The sequence below is a fragment of the Maritimibacter harenae genome (genome assembly GCF_009882975.1).
Lineage (GTDB): Bacteria > Pseudomonadota > Alphaproteobacteria > Rhodobacterales > Rhodobacteraceae > Maritimibacter > Maritimibacter harenae.
Genome location: NZ_WTUX01000019.1, coordinates 50,137 through 68,626 on the forward strand (window position 1 = coordinate 50,137; position 18,490 = coordinate 68,626).

The 18,490-nt window shown below is 59.6% G+C and carries 14 protein-coding genes and 1 pseudogene; 9 read left to right on the top strand and 6 right to left on the bottom strand.

Features of this window, described 5'->3' with window-relative positions; genetic code table 11:
- Together GQE99_RS14990 and GQE99_RS14995 are read right to left on the bottom strand one after the other, a co-directional pair.
- Nucleotides 1-327: a hypothetical protein gene (locus tag GQE99_RS14990; RefSeq protein WP_161352455.1), complete on the bottom strand. Its 327-nt coding sequence runs from the start codon at nt 325-327 to the stop codon at nt 1-3.
- Between the two features lie 89 nt (nt 328-416).
- Nucleotides 417-794 (bottom strand): hypothetical protein, encoded by a 378-nt coding sequence (locus GQE99_RS14995; protein ID WP_161352456.1) that lies wholly within the window; start codon nt 792-794, stop codon nt 417-419.
- A gap of 514 nt (nt 795-1,308) precedes the next feature.
- On the opposite strand from GQE99_RS14995, the gene GQE99_RS15000 reads away from it, so the two are divergent.
- On the top strand, nt 1,309-2,961 hold the full coding sequence (locus GQE99_RS15000; protein WP_161352457.1) for a plasmid recombination protein: 1,653 nt from the start codon (nt 1,309-1,311) through the stop codon (nt 2,959-2,961).
- Between the two features lie 4 nt (nt 2,962-2,965).
- On the opposite strand, the gene GQE99_RS15005 is transcribed toward GQE99_RS15000, so the two are convergent.
- Nucleotides 2,966-3,610, bottom strand: coding sequence for a DNA-binding protein (locus GQE99_RS15005; RefSeq protein WP_161352458.1), 645 nt, complete (start codon nt 3,608-3,610; stop codon nt 2,966-2,968).
- 230 nt (nt 3,611-3,840) lie between these two features.
- Between GQE99_RS15005 and GQE99_RS15010 the strand changes: the two genes are divergently transcribed.
- The 6 genes from GQE99_RS15010 (at nt 3,841) to GQE99_RS15035 (ending at nt 12,927) form a co-directional block, all read left to right on the top strand.
- Nucleotides 3,841-5,364: a type I restriction-modification system subunit M gene (locus GQE99_RS15010; RefSeq protein WP_161352459.1), complete on the top strand. Its 1,524-nt coding sequence runs from the start codon at nt 3,841-3,843 to the stop codon at nt 5,362-5,364.
- Nucleotides 5,361-6,650: a restriction endonuclease subunit S gene (locus GQE99_RS15015; protein WP_161352460.1), complete on the top strand. Its 1,290-nt coding sequence runs from the start codon at nt 5,361-5,363 to the stop codon at nt 6,648-6,650. The genes GQE99_RS15010 and GQE99_RS15015 overlap by 4 nt, the downstream gene beginning before the upstream one ends.
- Entirely contained in the window at nt 6,650-7,465 is an 816-nt protein-coding gene (locus GQE99_RS15020; protein WP_161352461.1) for a DUF6615 family protein, read from the top strand. The genes GQE99_RS15015 and GQE99_RS15020 overlap by 1 nt, the downstream gene beginning before the upstream one ends.
- A gap of 8 nt (nt 7,466-7,473) precedes the next feature.
- Nucleotides 7,474-8,625 (top strand): DUF4268 domain-containing protein, encoded by a 1,152-nt coding sequence (locus GQE99_RS15025; RefSeq protein ID WP_161352462.1) that lies wholly within the window; start codon nt 7,474-7,476, stop codon nt 8,623-8,625.
- Nucleotides 8,625-11,720: a type I restriction endonuclease subunit R gene (locus GQE99_RS15030; RefSeq protein ID WP_161352463.1), complete on the top strand. Its 3,096-nt coding sequence runs from the start codon at nt 8,625-8,627 to the stop codon at nt 11,718-11,720. The genes GQE99_RS15025 and GQE99_RS15030 overlap by 1 nt, the downstream gene beginning before the upstream one ends.
- Before the next feature lie 232 nt (nt 11,721-11,952).
- Nucleotides 11,953-12,927 carry a toll/interleukin-1 receptor domain-containing protein gene (locus GQE99_RS15035; protein WP_161352464.1) on the top strand — a complete coding sequence of 325 codons (975 nt, stop codon included), beginning with the start codon at nt 11,953-11,955 and terminating at the stop codon, nt 12,925-12,927.
- Nucleotides 12,928-13,088: 161 nt separating this feature from the next.
- On the opposite strand, the gene GQE99_RS15040 is transcribed toward GQE99_RS15035, so the two are convergent.
- Genes GQE99_RS15040 through GQE99_RS15050 form a run of 3 tightly spaced genes read right to left on the bottom strand, consistent with a single transcriptional unit; the run spans nt 13,089 to nt 15,785 of the window.
- Nucleotides 13,089-14,612 (bottom strand): exonuclease domain-containing protein, encoded by a 1,524-nt coding sequence (locus GQE99_RS15040; protein ID WP_235917257.1) that lies wholly within the window; start codon nt 14,610-14,612, stop codon nt 13,089-13,091.
- Nucleotides 14,613-14,630: 18 nt separating this feature from the next.
- Entirely contained in the window at nt 14,631-15,581 is a 951-nt protein-coding gene (locus GQE99_RS21315) for a hypothetical protein (protein ID WP_202530856.1), read from the bottom strand.
- Between the two features lie 15 nt (nt 15,582-15,596).
- Complete coding sequence (locus tag GQE99_RS15050) at nt 15,597-15,785, bottom strand: hypothetical protein (RefSeq protein ID WP_161352465.1); 189 nt, start codon at nt 15,783-15,785, stop codon at nt 15,597-15,599.
- 571 nt (nt 15,786-16,356) lie between these two features.
- Here GQE99_RS15050 and GQE99_RS15055 point away from each other — a divergent pair.
- Both GQE99_RS15055 and GQE99_RS15060 read left to right on the top strand, forming a co-directional pair.
- On the top strand, nt 16,357-17,907 hold the full coding sequence (locus GQE99_RS15055; RefSeq protein WP_161352466.1) for an AAA family ATPase: 1,551 nt from the start codon (nt 16,357-16,359) through the stop codon (nt 17,905-17,907).
- 62 nt (nt 17,908-17,969) lie between these two features.
- A pseudogene (locus GQE99_RS15060) lies at nt 17,970-18,490 on the top strand (IS5 family transposase); the annotation flags it as partial.

Below are 18,490 nucleotides of genomic sequence, written 5' to 3' on the forward strand. Positions count from 1 at the left end.
TCAGCCCCGGAGCCGAAGATCCCGGAGCCGCGCCGCATACCACCGCAGCGCCTGGTCGAATTCCTGCGGGCGAATGTTGTCCGGCGCCCTGAGCGGCATCCCGACGAAATCGAGGAGCAACCCGGTCGCCTCCTCCAGGGCAGTGACCAGCGAAGCGTCGCGCGCCTGCGGTGGTGCTGATCCAAAGCGCGACAGCTCTCGGAACGCGGCCGCACCGAGCGGGCCGTAAATGTGCTCGAGCAGGCGCGCGAGGCCCGCGCCATGCTGATCCAGGAAGGCCGAAAGCGGATTTTCGGTCTGCGTGCGCACGGGAGAAAACTGGTTCATGAGTGACCTCATGAGCACGGGCTGCGGCGTTTGCCGCGAATTGTTCGACCCGGCTCGTCAAGACCGCCGCCGAGCGGCGGCGGGGAATGTCATGCGGCGACGTCGAGCTCGAAATCCGGTTCGAGGTCGGCGTAGGCGCGCAACGCGTCGAGAAGGCCGTCGCTGACGAGACAGATTTCCGCCACGACCGGGTCATCGGGCTCGACCATCGCGAAGCGAGCGGCCTGATCCGATGTGGGATCCTCCGTGCCTTGCAGCGTAAGCAAACGATGGAGTGCGAGGAGATTTCGGAGCGTGCGCCGGCTGAGCGTTCCCGATCGCGCGAGAGCCTCGGCGATATCCTCAACGAGTCGATCGCCGCGTGGCCCGGCCAGGAGGGTCGCTGCGTTTCGAAGTGCATCCGCCTGGTTCGCGCAGAACGCGTGGAGCGGCGTCGCAGATGTCGGAACGTTCATCATCATGTTCATGGCACATGTCCTTGGGTCTGGGGTCCGGGTCGATGCCCGGGTCAAGCTTCTTGCCGCGTTCCCGGTCTTCGGGCCGGGCCGGGTCTCGCTCAGAGGACCCGGCCCCGGCGTGAAGACCCCGCGGTTTTCTTTTTTGGGAGAGGTCGAGGAGAGGGCGTCCCTTTCCTCGCCGCGAGGATCGCGAGCAGGTGGGGGAGCTGTCGGCGGGGAGGAGTGCGGAACGACCGCCCCGAGAGACGCCGGGGGTAGTCCAGGAGGGGGCGGCGAGCGCCCCCTTGGCCGGGGAGGTTCAGGAGCGGCGGAGCGCCCTCCTGATCCCGCGGAAGGCGCGGGGTCCCGGGGCAGCGCCCCGGGCGAACGAAGAGCCGCCCGCAAGGAGGCAACGCCGGTGCGGGCGGCTCTATAGTGAGTGAACACCCTCCCGCATCCCTGGATTCGGGAGTTTGGGCGGCTCCTTCCGCCCGGGTTGGCTCAGCCTTTTCTGGGGTGGATCAGCGGGGACTACGTCCACGCTATGGACGGCTCTCGCTATATCGTGCTGCGCTTCGAGCGGACTTCCGATTACGGAATCGGTGGCATCGCGGCGCATGGCAAGCGGAAGGGCAAAGTGCCCAACGTTGACCGCGAGCGCACCGATGAGAACCGGTTTCTCATCGGTCACCCAGATCTGCGCGCGCTGTGCGACGAAAGGATCGTCGAGCTTCAGAAAAAGATCGTCAGGCGACGCATCGAGTCGCTCAGAAAATCTCGGCATACGAAAAAGCGGAAGGATCTCGAAGCGGCTCTCGACGCCGCCGGTGGCGACAAGCACGCGCTCGCGGAACTCGTCGGCCTGCCGTGGGACGCGAAGAACGTCAAACCATGGACGCAAGGCGTTCTCTCGGCCTCCCACGAGTTCTTCCAGAACGCGGGCGGGGGCGTCGACCCGGCAAAGACCGAGGAGTTCCTGTCGTTCGCGAAAGCATATCTCGAGACCGAGTTCGGCAGCGAAGTGCTCTACGCGCGGGCGGATCTCGACGAGAAGACCCCTCATGTCCATTTCGTCGTCGCCCCGGAGCACGAAGAGCGGCGAACCGGCAACCCGATGCTGAGCCACCATCAACATCGCCTTTTCGGCCAGATCGAGACGATCGAAGGCAAAGACGAGGCCGAGAACGAAAACCTCTGGCGGAAGCGGAGCTACGAGCTGTTTCAGGATCGTGTCGCGAACTTTGCGGAGGCGTTCGACATTGACCTGCGCCGGGGTGAAAACCGCGTCGCCGGAGAGCGCGAACAGATCGCGCGCGGCGAGGCGGTTTCGAAGCGCAGGAACACGCGGCCATCGCGGGGCCGCGATCTCGCGGCGATGCTTGTCGCTGACGCGACGGATGAGAGCGCGAAGCTCTTGTTCGAGGCGGAGGAGTTGGAAGCGGCCGCCAAGGCGAAGGATCGAAAAGCCGAGGACAAGGTCGCCGAGGCCCAGCGGAAAGAGCGAGAGGCGAACGCGCTGATGTTGGGCATGACCCGCGGCCTGGAGGCCCTCGAGCAAGAGGAGATCGCCTACAAGCCCGCGTCCAAGTCACGCCGTGATGGGCTCACATATGGCCCGAAGGCGCCGAAAGAAGAGCGGGCTCGGAAGGCTCTGCGTGAGACGATCCGACCGGCCTACGAACGGCTCGTCGGGTTCGCTCGGAAATTGTTCGAGCGCATGTCAGCCGTCGAGATGCAAGAAGCCGAGAACCGCCGGGTGGCCGCGGAGCTGGCGGCCGAGGATCGTCGGGTTCGCGGACAGCACTCGAACGTGCTCGAACGGATCACGAAAGGCTTGCGGCCGGACCAGTATACGGGCGACGACTTCCCTGACGCGTTCCGCGTGCCGCTCAATATGACGGATCAAGCCCTGAGAAAGACGTTGGCCAACATGTCCAACCGGGAGCTCAAGCGGCGGCACGGCGCCTCCTTCGACGCGGCAAGACTCACTGAGGACGATCCCGACCTCGCACTCGAATACCGGCGCGGAGCGCAGGCCATCGGGCTTGTCGCCGGTATGCGCGGGTTCGACCTCGAGACCGGGCGGCATGATCCCGACAAGGCGACAGACCCGGCCCTGGCTCACCAGCACACGGATGGCGACCCCGAGCCGATCAAAGAGCGCGTCAAGACGCGGTCCCGGCAGCGCGTGCGCTGAGAGATCATTTGAGCGGCAGTTCCGGATCGTCGTTGGCTTTGTTCGACTGCCGCTTGCGGGCCGGCTTTTCCTGGTCGCCGTCACCGTCGCCCATGAAATCCTTCAGCATGTGCATGAGGTTTTCGCGCTCCGCGAGGCGCGCGTCAGCGTCGTTCAGGCGCCCGGTCACGTCCTCGAGCTCGGCACGAAGCGCCTCGATGGTCTTCGCATCGTCGGACGCCTTTGCCCTGGCCTCCTCGAGGCTGTCTTCGAGACCCGCGATGATCGCCTCGAGGTCCTGGGTCGTCGTCCGATGCTCTTCCTGTCGCGCTTGCATCAGGCGCTTCAAATCCACGATCTCGTCATTCTGAAGCTCGCGGGTTTTCGCCCACATGGCTTTCAGCGCTTCTTCATTCGCGAGGCGCAGTTCCTCGGGAATCTCGGGCATCTGGGCGAGGCGGGTATCGACCGCCAGAAGGCGCTCGGCGACCCTCCGCCGCACGGGACAGAGCTTGCGGAATGATGTCCGAACGAGCTCATTGAGCTGTGCATTCGTCGGCATCTTGCCGTCGTTCTCAGCGCGCAGCGTCAGGATCGCGGACTCGACCCGGGCTTCGAAATCGGCGTCGGACTCCTTCGCCGGGGTGATTTGGGTATCGTGCTTCGTCATGTGGAATTCCTTGGGTCGGTGGTGGTAATGGCGGTAACGGGATTACCGGGTAATACCGGGCGTTTTTGGGGCCGGCTCGAAGCACATAGGTCCGAGTGCCCTGCGCGCAAAAACGCCCGGAAAAGGGATCGGTTTTATCCGGATGGGTCGTTGAAAGACGGCGTCTTTTCAGCCGATACTCGCCCCCGAAAACAACGATAACGCCGCATTTCGGCGACCGGGAGGATGGGATGACGATCGAGAACACGCTCTTCGCAGCGGCTGACAAGATGCGCGGGTCCATGGACCCGGGCGAATACAAGCACGTCGCCCTTGGCCTGATCTTCCTGCGCTACGTCTCGACCGCGTTTCAGCGCCACCACGACGAGCTTCTCGACAAGTATGGCGAAGAAGCCGCCGAGGATTACGACGAGTATCTGAGCGAGGGCATCTTCTGGGTGCCGGACGCTGCGCGCTGGAAGCACCTGTCAGCCAACTCGAAGGACCCGAAGATCGGCGTCATGGTCGACGATGCCATGCGTGCCATTGAGTCCGAGAACGACTCGCTCAAGGGTGCCCTGCCCAAGGTGTTCGGGCGTGCTGGCGTCGATCCCGGCGTCGTTTCCGGGCTCATCGACCTCTTCTCGAACATCAAGCTCGAAGGCACGCCCAAGGACTTCGACCTGATTGGGCGCATCTACGAATATTTCATCTCAGAGTTCGCCTCGAACGAGGGGAAGCGGGGTGGTGATTTCCACACACCGAAGTCCGTGGTCGAGGTGATCGTGGACATGATTGAGCCCGTGAAAGGCCGTCTGTATGAGCCCTGCCACGGCTCCGGTTCCTTCATGGTGCATTCCGAGAAATTCCTGGACGCGCACAAATACCGGCGCGAGGACCTCGCCATCTACGGGCAGGAGCGCAACCACACCACCTACGGCCTCGCCAGGATGAACCTTGCCATCCGGGGCATAATGGCGCGGCTCGAGTGGAATCCGGAAGGCACACTCCTACGCGATGCCTTCCCGGATGAGAAGTTCGACTACGTGATGGCCAATCCGCCCTTCAACATCTCGGATTGGTCCGGGGACATCCTGGCCGAAGACCGGCGTTGGAAGTTCGGCACGCCCCCGGCCGGGAATGCCAACTTCGCCTGGATGCAGCACATCTACGACAAGCTGGGCAGCACCGGCATCGCTGGCGTGGTCATGGCCAACGGCTCCATGTCGTCCATGTCCTCGGGCGAGGGCGACATCCGTCGCGCCATGGTCGAGGCCGAGGCGGTCGACGCCATGATCGCCCTGCCGGGGCAGCTCTTCTACGGCACCCAGATCCCGGCCTGCATCTGGATCCTGGCGAAGGACAAGTCGAATGGCGTGGCCAAGGACGCCAAGCTGCGCGACCGTCGCGGCGAGATGCTGTTCATCGACGCTCGCAAGATGGGCGCGCTGGTGCCGGGTTCCCGCAAGCAAAAGGAGTTATCACGCGAGGAGATCGCGCGCATCGCCGCCGCCTACCACGCCTGGCGTGGAGAGCCAGACGCAGGCGCCTATGCCGACGAGCCGGGCTTCTGCAAGGCAGCTTCCATGGAGGAGATCGCGAAGCATAACTACGTCCTGACCCCGGGCCGGTATGTCGGGGCTGGCGCGACCGAGGACGACGACGAGCCCTTCGGAGAGAAGTTCGACCGGCTCACAGCGGAGCTCCGGGCGCAGTTCGCCGAGGGGCGGCGGCTGGAACAAAAGATTTCGACCCAGCTCGAGAAGCTGCAATGACCCGCGAAGTCCTGCTCGAAGCTGTCGCACGAGAGGTAACCGTCGGCCATGTTGGCCCCATGGCCGACGAATACCTTGAGGATGGCATCCCATTCCTGCGATCCTTGAATATTCGGCCTCACCGGATCTCCCGGGAAGAAATCCGGCACATTTCGCCCGAGTTTCATGGGCGTCTCAAGAAGTCAGCTCTGAAACCCGGTGACGTTGTGATTGTGCGCACAGGGAAACCCGGCACCTGTGCCGTAATTCCCGATGACCTACCGGTCGCCAATTGTTCTGACTTGGTTATCGTCCGATGCGGGCCAGAGATCCGACCTCGTTTCCTGGCCTACTGGGTCAACGCGATCGCCTCGGAGCATGTCGCCTCGCATCTCGTCGGCGCTGTTCAACAGCACTTCAATGTCGGCGCCGCCAAGAAGATGCCAATTGTCCTCCCTGATATCACGGAGCAGGACAAGGTTCTCTCGATCCTCGGCGCCCTCGACGACAAGATCGAGTTGAACCGCCGGATGAGCGCGACGCTGGAGAAGATGGCGCGGGCGCTCTATCGGTCCTGGTTCGTGGATTTCGATCCCGTCCAAGCCCGCACCCTCGGCCAGCCCCCTGCCCACATGGACGCCACCACCGCCGCCCTCTTCCCTGACAGCTTCGGCCCCGACGGCCTGCCGAAAGGGTGGGAGCGCCGGCCATTCTCCGATCAGGTGACAATCATCAGCGGTGGCACACCCAAGACAAGTGTGCCGGAATACTGGGGAGGCGAAATTCCTTGGTATTCAGTCGTCGATGCGCCCGAAGCCGGAGCAGTCTTCGTTCTTGATACGGAAAAGAAGATCACTGATGCTGGCTTTGATGGTTGCTCAGCGAAAATGATCTCCAGAGGCACAACCATTATCAGCGCAAGGGGCACCGTCGGTAAGCTCGCGATGGCGGCTGGCGACATGGTTTTCAACCAGTCTTGCTATGGCATGGAGGGAACCCGGAAGCACACGGATGAATTTGTTTACTTCTCCGCTGTTCGCGCGGTGAACATCCTGCAATCAATGTCTCATGGATCGGTCTTTTCCACAATCACACGAAAGACCTTCGATGGGCTCGAAGTTGTATATGCGCCAGATCCCGTTGTCGAAGCGTTCGCCGCGCAAGCCGGTGCAATGCTGGAGCGAATTCTTGGCGCTCAACGAGAGATCCAAACGCTCGCCGCCCTCCGCGACACCCTTCTACCCCGCCTGATGTCCGGCAAGCTCCGCATACGCGGGGCCGAGAAACAGGTGGAGGAAGCTGTCTGATGTCTCTGCGCCGGCGATTGATCCAGAGATACCTCCGGGATCTTGCCGGGTGGGTTTGGGCTGAGCAGGACGATGCCTTCCACTACGGTTTGAAGCTTCAGGAGGAGACCATCACCGAAAACCTCTTATTGCGGATGGCCCGGGAGACCGTTGGATCGCCACTCAAAATCAAAATGTTCAACAAGACAAAGGAAGGCGGAAGCGCGCGGCACGGAATAGTGGGTAACGGAGCGGACTGGGAATGGTATTTCAATACGCCGTATTGCCAGGTCGGCTTTAGGATCCAGGCCAAGGTGCTGTCCTATGAACTCACCCCTTTGAGAAAGGCCCTTTCGAGAGGAATCTACAAAGGACTGAAAAATGACGGAGAGCAGGCGGAAGATCTGATCAAGGCGGCAAGGGCAGATGGCTGCAATCCGGTTTATGTTTTTTTTAATCACCCATGGGTGGCGAACCGCTACCTATTCTCTTCGACCCACAGCCCATTTCCAGGCGCCCGCAAGGACTGGGGATGCTCGGTGGCGTCCGCAACCGCGGTCCGTGATCTCGCTGACAATCGACTTTCGGCGCTTTTCCCGCACATGATGCCTTGGGATCGTTTCTTCCGTCTGGAGCCGGGCTGTGGTGTCCAGAACGCGTTCGGCGCGCTGGGTAGTCGGCAGGAGTTCGTTCCCTCGACACCAACGCCCGAATGGCTACCCATTCTTTTGCATCCAGAGGAGGCGTCTCCCTCCGATGATGAGCCGGCGATTGAAGGCTACCTCGCCAGAAAAGGCCTCAGGGGCGTCGCATACTTTGAATTGTCCAACGAGTAAGAGGTTTCATGTTCCAGATCGACCGTTCCGCCAACCGCTTGCGCAAGCTCGAGCGCACCTGTTTCTCCGAGGTCGGGTTCCGGGAACGGGAGCACCTCCAGGAATGGCTGGCCACCATGCCGGACGCGCTTTGTGAGGCGATGAGCGAGGGCGAGGATGGCCTTCTGATCATCCAGAAGGAGTTCGACGGGTTCGACGGCACCCGGGAGCGCCTCGATCTGCTGGCGTTGGATCGGGCCGGGCAGCTTGTCATCATCGAGAACAAGTTGGACGATTCCGGCCGGGATGTCGTCTGGCAGGCCCTCAAATATGCCGCCTACTGCTCCAGCCTGAAGAAGGCTGAGATCGTGGGCATCTTCCAGAAGTATCTCGACAGCCAGGGCGGCGGCGACGCGGCCGGGCTCATCTGCGAGTTCCTGGGAGAAGACACACTGGACGAGGTCGTGCTGAACGATGGCACAAACCAGCGCGTCGTGTTCATCGCGGCGAATTTCCGGCGGGAGGTCACGGCCACGGTGCTCTGGCTGCGCGAGCACCAGATAGATGCGCGCTGCGTCAAGGTCGTGCCCTACCAGTTCGGCGCAGAGATCTTCGTTGACCTCCAGCAAGTGATCCCCACACCCGAGGCAGCCGATTACATGATCCGCATGGCCGAGAAGGACAGCGAGGAGAAGTCGGCCAAAGGGGCACAGAGGTGGACCCACCAGATGCGGCTCGAGTTCTGGGAGAAGGCGCTGGAGGCGCTTCGTGGTGCCGGGCTGGAGCGATGGCAAAACATCACACCATCGCGCGACCATTGGCTCAACTCCAGCGTGGGAGTGTCTGGTGTCACACTCACATTGATCTTCCTTCGCTATGAGGTGCGAGTCGAATTCCAACTGAACCGATCTGACCCGGCCGAAAACAAATGGCTCTTCGACCAGTTGGCCCGGGACAAAGAAGCCTTCGAGTCCATGGTGGGCGAAGAGCTTGAGTGGCGCAGGATCGACGACAAGAAGGTGAGCATGGTCGTCTGCAAGACGTCCGTCCAAGGATACTCAAAGGAGAACTGGGACGAGATGATCACATGGCTCATCGACCACTATCGCAAGATGGATAATGCGTTCTCAGAGCCCGTTCGTGCTCTGGCCGGGGGAATGAAACCCGGTGGAGGAGCGTGATGGCCTGGAGTTCCGAAGCCGATCTCGAAAACTGGATGCTGGAAAAGCTCGCCGAGTTGGGCTTCCGGGTCAGGTCGGGCGCCGACATATCGCCCGAGGCACGCGACCCGGAACGTCGCAGCTTCCATGATTCGATCCTGAAAAAGACCTTCCGCGAGGCGGTTGCCAGGTTGAACCCGGAGTTGTCAGAAGGAGCGGTCGCCGAGGTCGTCTCAAAGGTCAACGACGACGCATTGGGCGGAGATCTCGTCGCAGAAAACCGCCGGATGCATGACCTCATGATCCGGGGTGTCCCGATCGAATACTTCCACAACGGCGAAGAGCGGAGCGGGCGCGCCCGCCTGATTGATTGGACCGACGAGAATAACGTCTGGGAAGCGATCAACCAGGTCGACATGGTCGGGCGCGTCGCCCGCATTCCTGACGTGGTGCTTTACCTCAACGGTCTCCCGTTGGTGGTCGTCGAATTGAAGGGCACAGAGGGCGCGGACATCGATGCTGCGTTCACCCAGATCGAGAACTATAAAGCCGATATCCCGAACTTATTTCGAAGCACCGTCTTTTCCGTCGTCTCCGATGGCATCAACGCGCGGTATGGCACGCTCTCGGCAAATTGGGACCGATTCATGCAATGGCGGACGATCGACGGTGAAAAGATCGTGCGGGAGAATGAGGCGATCGCGCTCGGCACGTTGACCGACGGGCTACTCAACCGACGAACCCTGTTGGATATGCTCCGTTGGTTCGTCGTGTTCGAAGATGAAGGGACGGGAGCGGTCAAAAAAGCGGCGGGCTATCACCAATTCCATGCGGTCCGGAAAGCCGTCGACTCGATTGTTGCCGCGCGCGGCGATGACGGCAAAGGTGGCGTGATCTGGCACACGCAGGGGTCAGGGAAATCTCTCCTGATGACCTTCCTTGCCGGGCGTGTGATGCATCTCCCAGCGTTGGAGAACCCCACGATCGTGGTGCTCACCGATAGGAATGACTTGGACAACCAGTTGTTCACGACGTTCGGACGCTGCCGCGATCTCTTGGGCGAAGACCCCGTTCAGGCCGACAGCATCGAGGACCTCAAGCGTCTTCTCAACCGGGAGGTGGGTGGTATCGTCTTCTCGACGATCCAGAAGTTCCGACCTGAACGTGGTCACGATTTCCCCGAACTGACCAATCGTTCGAATGTGATCGTCATGGTCGATGAAGCGCACCGAACGCAGTATGGCTTCGATGCGAAAATCGACGAGAAGTCAGGTGAGGTGCGCCACGGCCTCGCCCACCATCTACGAACGGCCCTTCCCAATGCGGTCTATGTCGCCTTCACCGGGACGCCGGTTGAACTGATCGGTGCGAATACGCGGTCCGTGTTTGGCGACTACATTGACGTCTACGATATCGCTCAAGCTGTCGAAGATGGGGCGACGGTGCCGATCTTTTATGAAGGCCGTGTCGCCCGGATCGAACTCGATAGCAAGGTGCAACAGGTTCTCGACGAAGAGTTCGACGAGGCGACCGAAGGCTTGGCCGAAGAAGAAGCGAATGCCGCGGCTCGTCGGTGGTCGGGGATTGAGAAACTCGTAGGCGCGCCGACGCGCCTTGACGCTGTCGTCGCGGACATCCTTGAGCATTTCGATGCCCGGCTGGAAGCAATAGATGGGAAGGCGATGATCGTCTGCATGAGTCGGCGCATTTGCGTCGAGGTCTACGAAAGGATCGTCGCGGCACGACCTGAGTGGCACGCAGACACCGATGAGGTGGGCGCGGTGAAAGTCGTCATGACTGGTAGTGCGACCGATCCTGCCAACTTCCAGACTCACATCCGGAACAAGGGTGGGTTGGAAGCGCTTCGGCGCCGATACAAGGACGTGACCGACCCGCTCAAGCTCGTCATCGTCCGAGACATGTGGCTTACCGGTTTCGATGCGCCATGCATGCACACGCTCTACGTAGACAAACCGATGCGGGGCCATGGGCTCATGCAGGCCATCGCGCGGGTCAACCGGGTGTTTTCGGGCAAGCCAGCTGGTCTGGTCGTTGACTACATCGGTCTCGCCGCAGAGCTGAAGAATGCGCTGGCCCATTACTCCCAAGGCGACCAGGAACAAACTGGTGTCGACGAACGCGAGGCTGTCGCAGCCTTTCTCACAGCGCTGGAAGTGGCGCGCGGGGTATTTCATGGCTTCGATTATTCGCGGGCTCTGGGTGGCAGTAGCTCCGACCGTATCGAGATCTTGCCGAAGGCAGCGAACCATGTCCTGGAACGGGCACGCGAGGAAGCCGGCGACAACAGCAAAGATTTCGGAAAGCGTTTCATGGATGCTGTCGCGAACCTGGCGAAAGCGTTCAAGCTGGCAGCCGGGTCCTCGGAAGCGTCGCAGCACGCCGAAGAGGTAGCCTTTTTCCTGGCTGTCAGATCCGCTCTCCAGAAAATGGACGTGAACGGCGGTCGAAAAGGCTTCGGCAACCCGGACTTCGCAATCGAGCAGCTCCTCAATCGAGCGGTCGCATCGACGGAGGTCATCGACATCCTGGAAGCATGTGGCTTCGATCGGCCGGACATAAGCGTGTTGTCAGAAGAGTTCCTGCTGGAAATCCAGAACATGGAACACAAGAACCTCGCGGTCGAAGCATTGAAGAAGCTTCTGAATGGGGAGATCTCGGCTCGGACCCGGGGGAACGTGGTTCAGAACGAGAAATTCTCTGAGCGGCTGACAAGTGCGATCTCCCGGTATCATAACCGGAGCGTTGACGCATTGCAGGTCATCCAGGAGCTGATCGCGCTCGCCAAGGATCTCCAGGCCGAACCGCCGGACAATCTCACGAGCGAGGAACGAAGCTTCTATGATGCGCTCGCTCAAAATGAAAGCGCCGTAGAGGTTCTCGGTAACGAGGAACTACGGATCATCGCGACTGAACTGGTGAATTCGGTCCGCGACAGCTCAGGCGTAGATTGGTGGGAGCGGGATGATGTCCGCGCAAAAATGCGCGTGGCCGTGAAGCGGATTCTTCGGAGGCACGGCTATCCGCCAGACCTCCAAGCGGAGGCCGTCAAATTGGTGATCAAGCAGGCGGAAGCGATGGCACGGAATGCTGCATGAGGTCTTGCCACTTGGCCCCAGTTATTCAGGGTCCTTGATGAAACTCCGCGACCTCTGCGGGAATCCCCGCAAGCTATTGAACGAGCGGTCGATAATACACTTTTATTCACGTAGACTGGACTGCCATCGTGTTGCAGCCAGCGGATTGTGTCGGCGGTGCTACTCTCGCGGGCTATGGGGCCCTGCTGCTGCGCGGCCCCCTGCTCCAGTGATTTAAGAAAGGACCCAAGGCATGGGTGCACATGTTTTCATCTCCTACAGCCATGCCGACGAGGGCCTTCGCGATGAACTCGAAGTTCACCTCGCCATGCTCAAACGACAAGGTATGGTCGACGTGTGGCATGACCGGAGACTCGTGGTCGGCGACCGTCTGGACTGGACTATTTCGGAAAAGCTGGATCAAGCTGACATTATCCTACTGCTTGTTAGTCCGGACTTCATCGCATCGGACTATTGTTACCAGATCGAAAAAAGCCGCGCGATCGAACGCCATCGCGAAGGTTCGGCTCGGTTGATTTCTGTCATCTTACGACCGTGCGACTGGAAACACACGGAATTGTCCGAGTTCCTTGTGACCCCAACTGACGCGAAACCGATTACACGCTGGCCGGATCGAGACGAGGCGTTCCACGATGTAACGACGTCCATTCGCCAAGCTATCGATGCTCTGGGAGCTGCTCCTTTTCCGGAGGTGTCTCATGGCAACATTGAAGCCGAAATTGCTACCGAAGCCATGGATGAGCCTGAGGCTCCGATTTTTCCGAGATCGTCCAATTTGCGGCTTAAAAAGGAATTCACCGAAGCTGACCGCGAGAGCTTTCTTTTCGATGGCTTCGAATACATGGCGAAGTTCTTCCAGGGGTCGTTAGAAGAGCTCGAAACGCGAAACGAAGGCATTACGACCCGCTACCGGCGCGTCGACAGCGATTGCTTCACCGCCACTATCTACATAAACGGCGCAAAGGCCGCAGGTGGCACGATCAGGGTAGGGGGGATGTTCGGTCAGGGCATCACATGGCTTGAAAATGACACTGGGGAGGCGAATACGCACAACGAAAGCCTCTCGGTCGGGAGCGATGATCAAAAGTTGTTCTTCAAGCCGATGGGCATGGCAATAGGCCCGCAGCAGCCCAGCCCGCATCTCACCCAAGAGGGCGCCGCTGAATTCTATTGGGCACTCTTGATCGAGGGCTTGCAGGGCAACTGATGGGTGGTTGCGTTAGGAGGCTTGAACTTAGCCCGATCCCGTCGAATGAGCGGAGTTCATGAGGCATCTGTTGACCCCTGAGAGTATCTTCCGGTCACGGCTGGATGAAAGTCACGTGGCAGGTCAGCAGGTCACACTACCGCAAAGCGCATCGCCGAGTTTCAACCGTTTCGCTTCAAAGAAACCGCGTAACGATACGGAGCCAGCTCGTGAATTGCGACGATGTCGCCGCTGCGTGCGTTGGTCCTTTCGAAGAAGTCACGCACCCAGGCGCGGTTGCGGAAAAACTTCTTCGAGCCGTCGATATCGGTCGTTTCCGGTGACGCTGCGCCCCAGTCGATAGTGACCATGCGCGGGGCCAGGCTCGACTTGTTGCTGCCTCCGATCGCATCTGCGGGAAATGCGCCAAGGAAGGCACGCAGGTAGATGTGGTTGTTCGCGAGGTTTCCGGCTGTGAGCTCCGTTTCACCGATCAGCCGCGGGCCATTGCCAAGCGGCGGGGGCCCATCTACCGGCTCATCCTCAAGATCAATGACATCGAAAACTTCCCGGGCAGGAGCCAGACGCTTCGGTCGGTCAACGCTGCCGGCGGCGATGAGAACGATCTCGGCGGACGCGCGAGCGTCTTCAGCGGCGTCATGGTGCTTGAAATCCAACCCGAGGTAGTCCTTCAGAGACGCGAGACCGTGTCCGCCGTTGCCCTTGAGTTCCGGCCAAGCCTTTCGTGCCACCTTAACGCTGTCGCGCCATTCCCAAGCGGGCATTTCAAGCCCGGCGGCTTTGCTGGCGGCGGTCATTGCACTGCGATCGAAACCGGAGTGCTGATAAATCACGCGCCCCTCCAGCACCTCATCGAGGAGGGGTAGCACTTCCGAAAATACTGGCGCACCGCGGACCGTCGTGCGGTCGATTCCATGCACCCAAGTGCAGGACCAAGCGTCGGTCTTCGGGTCTACGTAGGTGACCCAGGTTTCGATCGAATTGTCTGGACGGACGCCCGCGATTCCGATCTGGCAAATGCTGGCGCGATCATTGTTGGCGGTCTCGACATCCAGCGCGAAGAACTCGAAGGGGCCGTTCGGAAAGGCTGGGAGGGCGGGTCCGCTCTGAACCTCGCGATGGGCAAAAAACCGGGCTTCCTGGCGTGTGATCGCTTCGATCTCGGTGTCGGACAAGCCGAGAGACGTGATCATGGCATCTACGAGGTTGCGCGGCTCTTCGTAGACTTCCATCCGGCGGCGGTTCCAAGCGATGTGCTCCTTGGGTGCGATTTCGAGCACCGCACGCTCCAGACCCGGGATGTCAAACTCATCCGGAAGCGGGACCCAGACGGCGCGGCAGTATTCCGCGATAAAGGCATCCCGAAGCGCCTTCGCGATATCTCCGTCGGCTTTCGTCGCCGCATCCTTCCGCAAGCGCCACATCCGCCCGGTGTTATACATGTGGGAGAAATAATGGCTCATGGTTTCCGACCCGGTGCGGTGACGCAAATGAATCCGCTTGTGCAGGGTCTCTGAGGCCGAGCTGGTCGACCCGATGTAGCGAAGGTCACCGCGGTGATCGACAAGTCCGTAGATGCCGCGAGCATCGCGGGGCGCCTCCTTGGTGCGCCCCGGAGGCGACGTGAGCAAGCTTTCGAGGATCTCTTCGGGGTTTGACATGTGGGACATGGAATACTCGTTCATTGTTACTTCTTTCATTTCTCACGGGCGGGCGACGCGCTGCCATGCGACACCGCTCACGATCCCCCAGTGGCCCTGGTCATTGGGACGGCGCCAGCGAGGCACCGGCATCGCGTTGAGAGCGTCCAACGCTTCCATGAAGCTGTCGAAATGCAATTCGTGCCCCTTCGCTCCGATCTGGTAGCTTCCGCCGCGCTTGAGGTCCGGATTGAACATCGAACCGTCCCGGGCTACCGGCACGAAGATCGTGCAGCTCGGGTTGATGGGCTTTCCGTCGGCAAGTTCCTCTTCCTTGTCCTCCTCGAACCAGATCGAACGAAAAAAGTCCTTCCGCTTCATGAGCCACGCCAGTGCGCTCACCGCCATAACGCCGCCATTGGGGCCGCGTTCGAGCGCAGCGTCCGAACCGCTCATGAGGTTGCGAACCCGTCCTTCCGATACTCCGCCAAGAATTGACATCGACGCCGTATCGACTTCGCCCCTTACGTGATCCAAGGCATGGCGCGATGCAGCGAGGTTGGCGATCCGCACGATCGGGTTATCTGCTACATCGAGAGCCTGCACATCGTTGCGCGCGCCGAATGCCGCTACTTCGGCGACGAGTTCGTCGATCCACTTTGCACGAGATGCAGGCTCGACGAACTCCGGGGTCACACCGAACAGGCCATAGAGCAGGGCATGCTGGAAACGCTCACCAATCGGCCAGACAGTTCCTGCCGAAAATACGTCTTCCATTACTTCCCGCCACGTCGCGCGTTCGCTTCCTTCGACTTCCGCCACGGGTTCCACGAGCTGGCGAAGCGGCGCTGCCGCATTTTCCGTGCCGACCAGACCTTCGACGTTCTCGAGGGCGTTTTGCAGCAGTTCAGCGATCCACTGGGCATAGTCCCAGAAGTGAGGATCCCCGTTGAATTCGAACTGCATCTCAATGCAAGCCGCGCGGCGTTCTTCAGGGGTATTCAAATCGGTCATCCTGGTTCCTTTCGATCAAGCGTGTAGGCGGCGAATGGCACTGCGAACGTGTTTAAGATTGCGTTGGTCCGAGGGCGTGCTGGGCGCCACCACGAAGCCGGCCGCGAAGTTGAGACGGCAGTGCCTGCGGTCGGTCTCGACACCGAGTAGTTCGAAGCCTTCGGTTCGGCAGAGGGCTTTGTAGTCGCGAATAATCTTCTTCATGGCAAATCCGTGATTTCGTGTTTGTTGTATTGTTTTTGCGCGATTCGCGGAAATATGCAATAGTAATGATGGCGTGACCAACGGCATCACAGAAATGATTACTGACTGGGAGGGTCGTGCGTGTCTTTTGAAGTCCCAGGCCATTAGGCGGGATCTCGCATGGGCCACTCAGGCGGCGTTCTATGTTTGCCGCGTGGGCGCGACTTGGAGATTCTTAGAAGGACTGGCTTACCTGCCGACGTAGCAGAAAAATGCAGAGAGCTGATGCGAACCAAGAGCCTAGGGTCAGGACCCATTAACCGGCTTGCGGGCGCCCTGTCAGCATGATTCACGCTCCCGAACTGATGGGGGCATTATGAGCAATCTTTNGTTTCAGCCCTGTAGCCGTCCTTCATGTTCATTGCAGCATAACGGCTTGGTATGGAGCGATGGACTGCGGGACCAATGCATTTTCGGAACGGCAGCTTATCGGTCATGACCTCGGGCGGAGAGAAGAGGAACTCGCAAGCGTGACGGGATACCATAAAGATACTAGCGTGATCCGAAGCAAACGGATCACGGAGACAGATTCTTGGTAGAGCTTACATTCCCAAACGCTGAAGGTGAGATCCACACGTTAAGCTTAGAGGCGGGAAAGGCCCTCTATATTCTCGGACCAAACGGTTCTGGAAAATCGACTTTATTGTTTCAGTGGGCCAGACGAAGAGAGAACACTAAGCTGATACCGGGCAACCGGGAAGTCATTTTTCCAGAAAGCGCAGTTTCTATAACAGCTGAACAGGCGGTGGTTGAAACAAGAAACGAACGGAACACGATCAGCAGTGCGAATTCAAGGACGTCCAGTGGTCACCACAATAGCCAACGGTGGCTAAAGGCCATGTTATTTCGGCTTAAGGCACGCGAAGATTTTTCCAACGCCGAGTACGTCCGGCAGGATCAAGCGGGCAATGAAGAAATGAAGAAAAAGCTGCTCGAGGAGATGCCGCTAAAATTGATAAATGAAGCATTTCGCGCCGCTTCACTCCCAATTTCCTTCAAGTGGGATCAGGATTCCGTGCTCAAGGTCAACAAAAGTGGAGTAGACGGCACTTATGACTTCAACGAAATGTCCGACGGCGAACGGGCGGCCTTCATCATTGCGACCCAAGCAATCTTAGCTGAAGAAGGCAATGCAATACTCGTTGACGAACCCGAACGGCACTTGCATCGTGCGATTTCAGCGCCTCTGCTTAGCCACCTTCGCGAACTACGCCCCGATCTCGCTTGGGTTGTCGCGACTCACGACGTAAGTCTGCCTCGGGCTGACCCTCTTGGTAGTGTACTACTTCTTTATGGTAAGGAGCCTAACGGATGGAGGAGCGAATTCATCGCAAACGTTTGGCAGCTCGCTCCTGCCGTTTCTGAGGCGATCTACGGCGCGCGCGAGAAGGTAATCTTCGTCGAAGGGGAAACCTCGAGTCTGGACTTGCCGATATACAGCGCCGTTTATACGAACTTTACAGTGCTGGCCGCTGGAAGCTGTCGTGACGTGGTGAACTCTACATCAGGTCTTAGGAGCATGGACCAGCTTCACCATATGGAGGCGCGCGGTTTAGTTGACCGCGACAACCTTCCCAATGCAGAGCAATTGATCGCGAAAGGCGTACATCCGATAACATTTTACGCCATTGAGTCCGTCTACTACCATCCCGAAGTGATCGACAATATTCGCGAACTCTCCGGATCAGAAGCGTCACTTGAAGTTCTTTGTGACGCTGCTTGCGCAGCCATCTCAGATGAGGACATGAAGCGGCTCGCCAAGGACGCGGCATACAAGGCTTTCGCAGCGCGTATTTCTAGTGCAGTGCCCTCATTCTCAGACTTTGATGTAGAGGCTCAAGATCTGGGCGTAACGGCGAATCCGTCTCAGATTTATGAGGGGAAGCTGGGATATTTCCAAGAGCTGGTAGCGAACGGGAACTGGACCGGTATCATTGAATCCTTCAAGATCAAGTCATTAAAGAGCCCGAAGAGAATTTCCGACGGTCTTGGCTACAAAAGTCCGGAGGCCTACGAGACCGTTGTGCGAAGGCGCCTAGGGTCAGGACCCATTAACCGGCTTGCGGGCGCCCTGTCAGCATGATTCACGCTCCCGAACTGATGGGGGCATTATGAGCAATCTTTNTCTGGCTGAGTGATGAGCAGATGGCGCGGCTGCGGCCGTTCTTTCCAAAGAGTCGTGGCAAACCGAGGGTCGATGATCGGCGAGTCTTGAGCGGGATAATCTTCATCAATCGTAATGGCTTGCGTTGGTCCGATGCGCCGCCAGCGTATGGTCCACCGAAGACCCTCTACAACCGTTGGAAGCGCTGGAGCGACATGGGTGTTTTCGCCCGGATGATGGAGGGGCTCGCTTCCGAGGCCGCCGACCGGAAGACAGTGATGATCGACGCCACCTATCTCAAGGCGCACCGCACGGCTTCGAGCCTGCGGTTGAAAAAGGGGGGCGTGGCAGGCTGATTGGGCGGACAAAGGGTGGCATGAACACCAAGTTGCATGCCGTCACGGACGCGAACGGCCGCCCGATCAAGTTCTTCATAACAGCCGGCCAGGTCAGCGACTACACCGGTGCGGCGGCCCTGCTGAGCGGCCTGCCCGGGGCGGAATGGCTGTTGGCCGATCGGGGCTATGACGCCGACTGGTATCGTGAAGCCTTGCAGGACAAG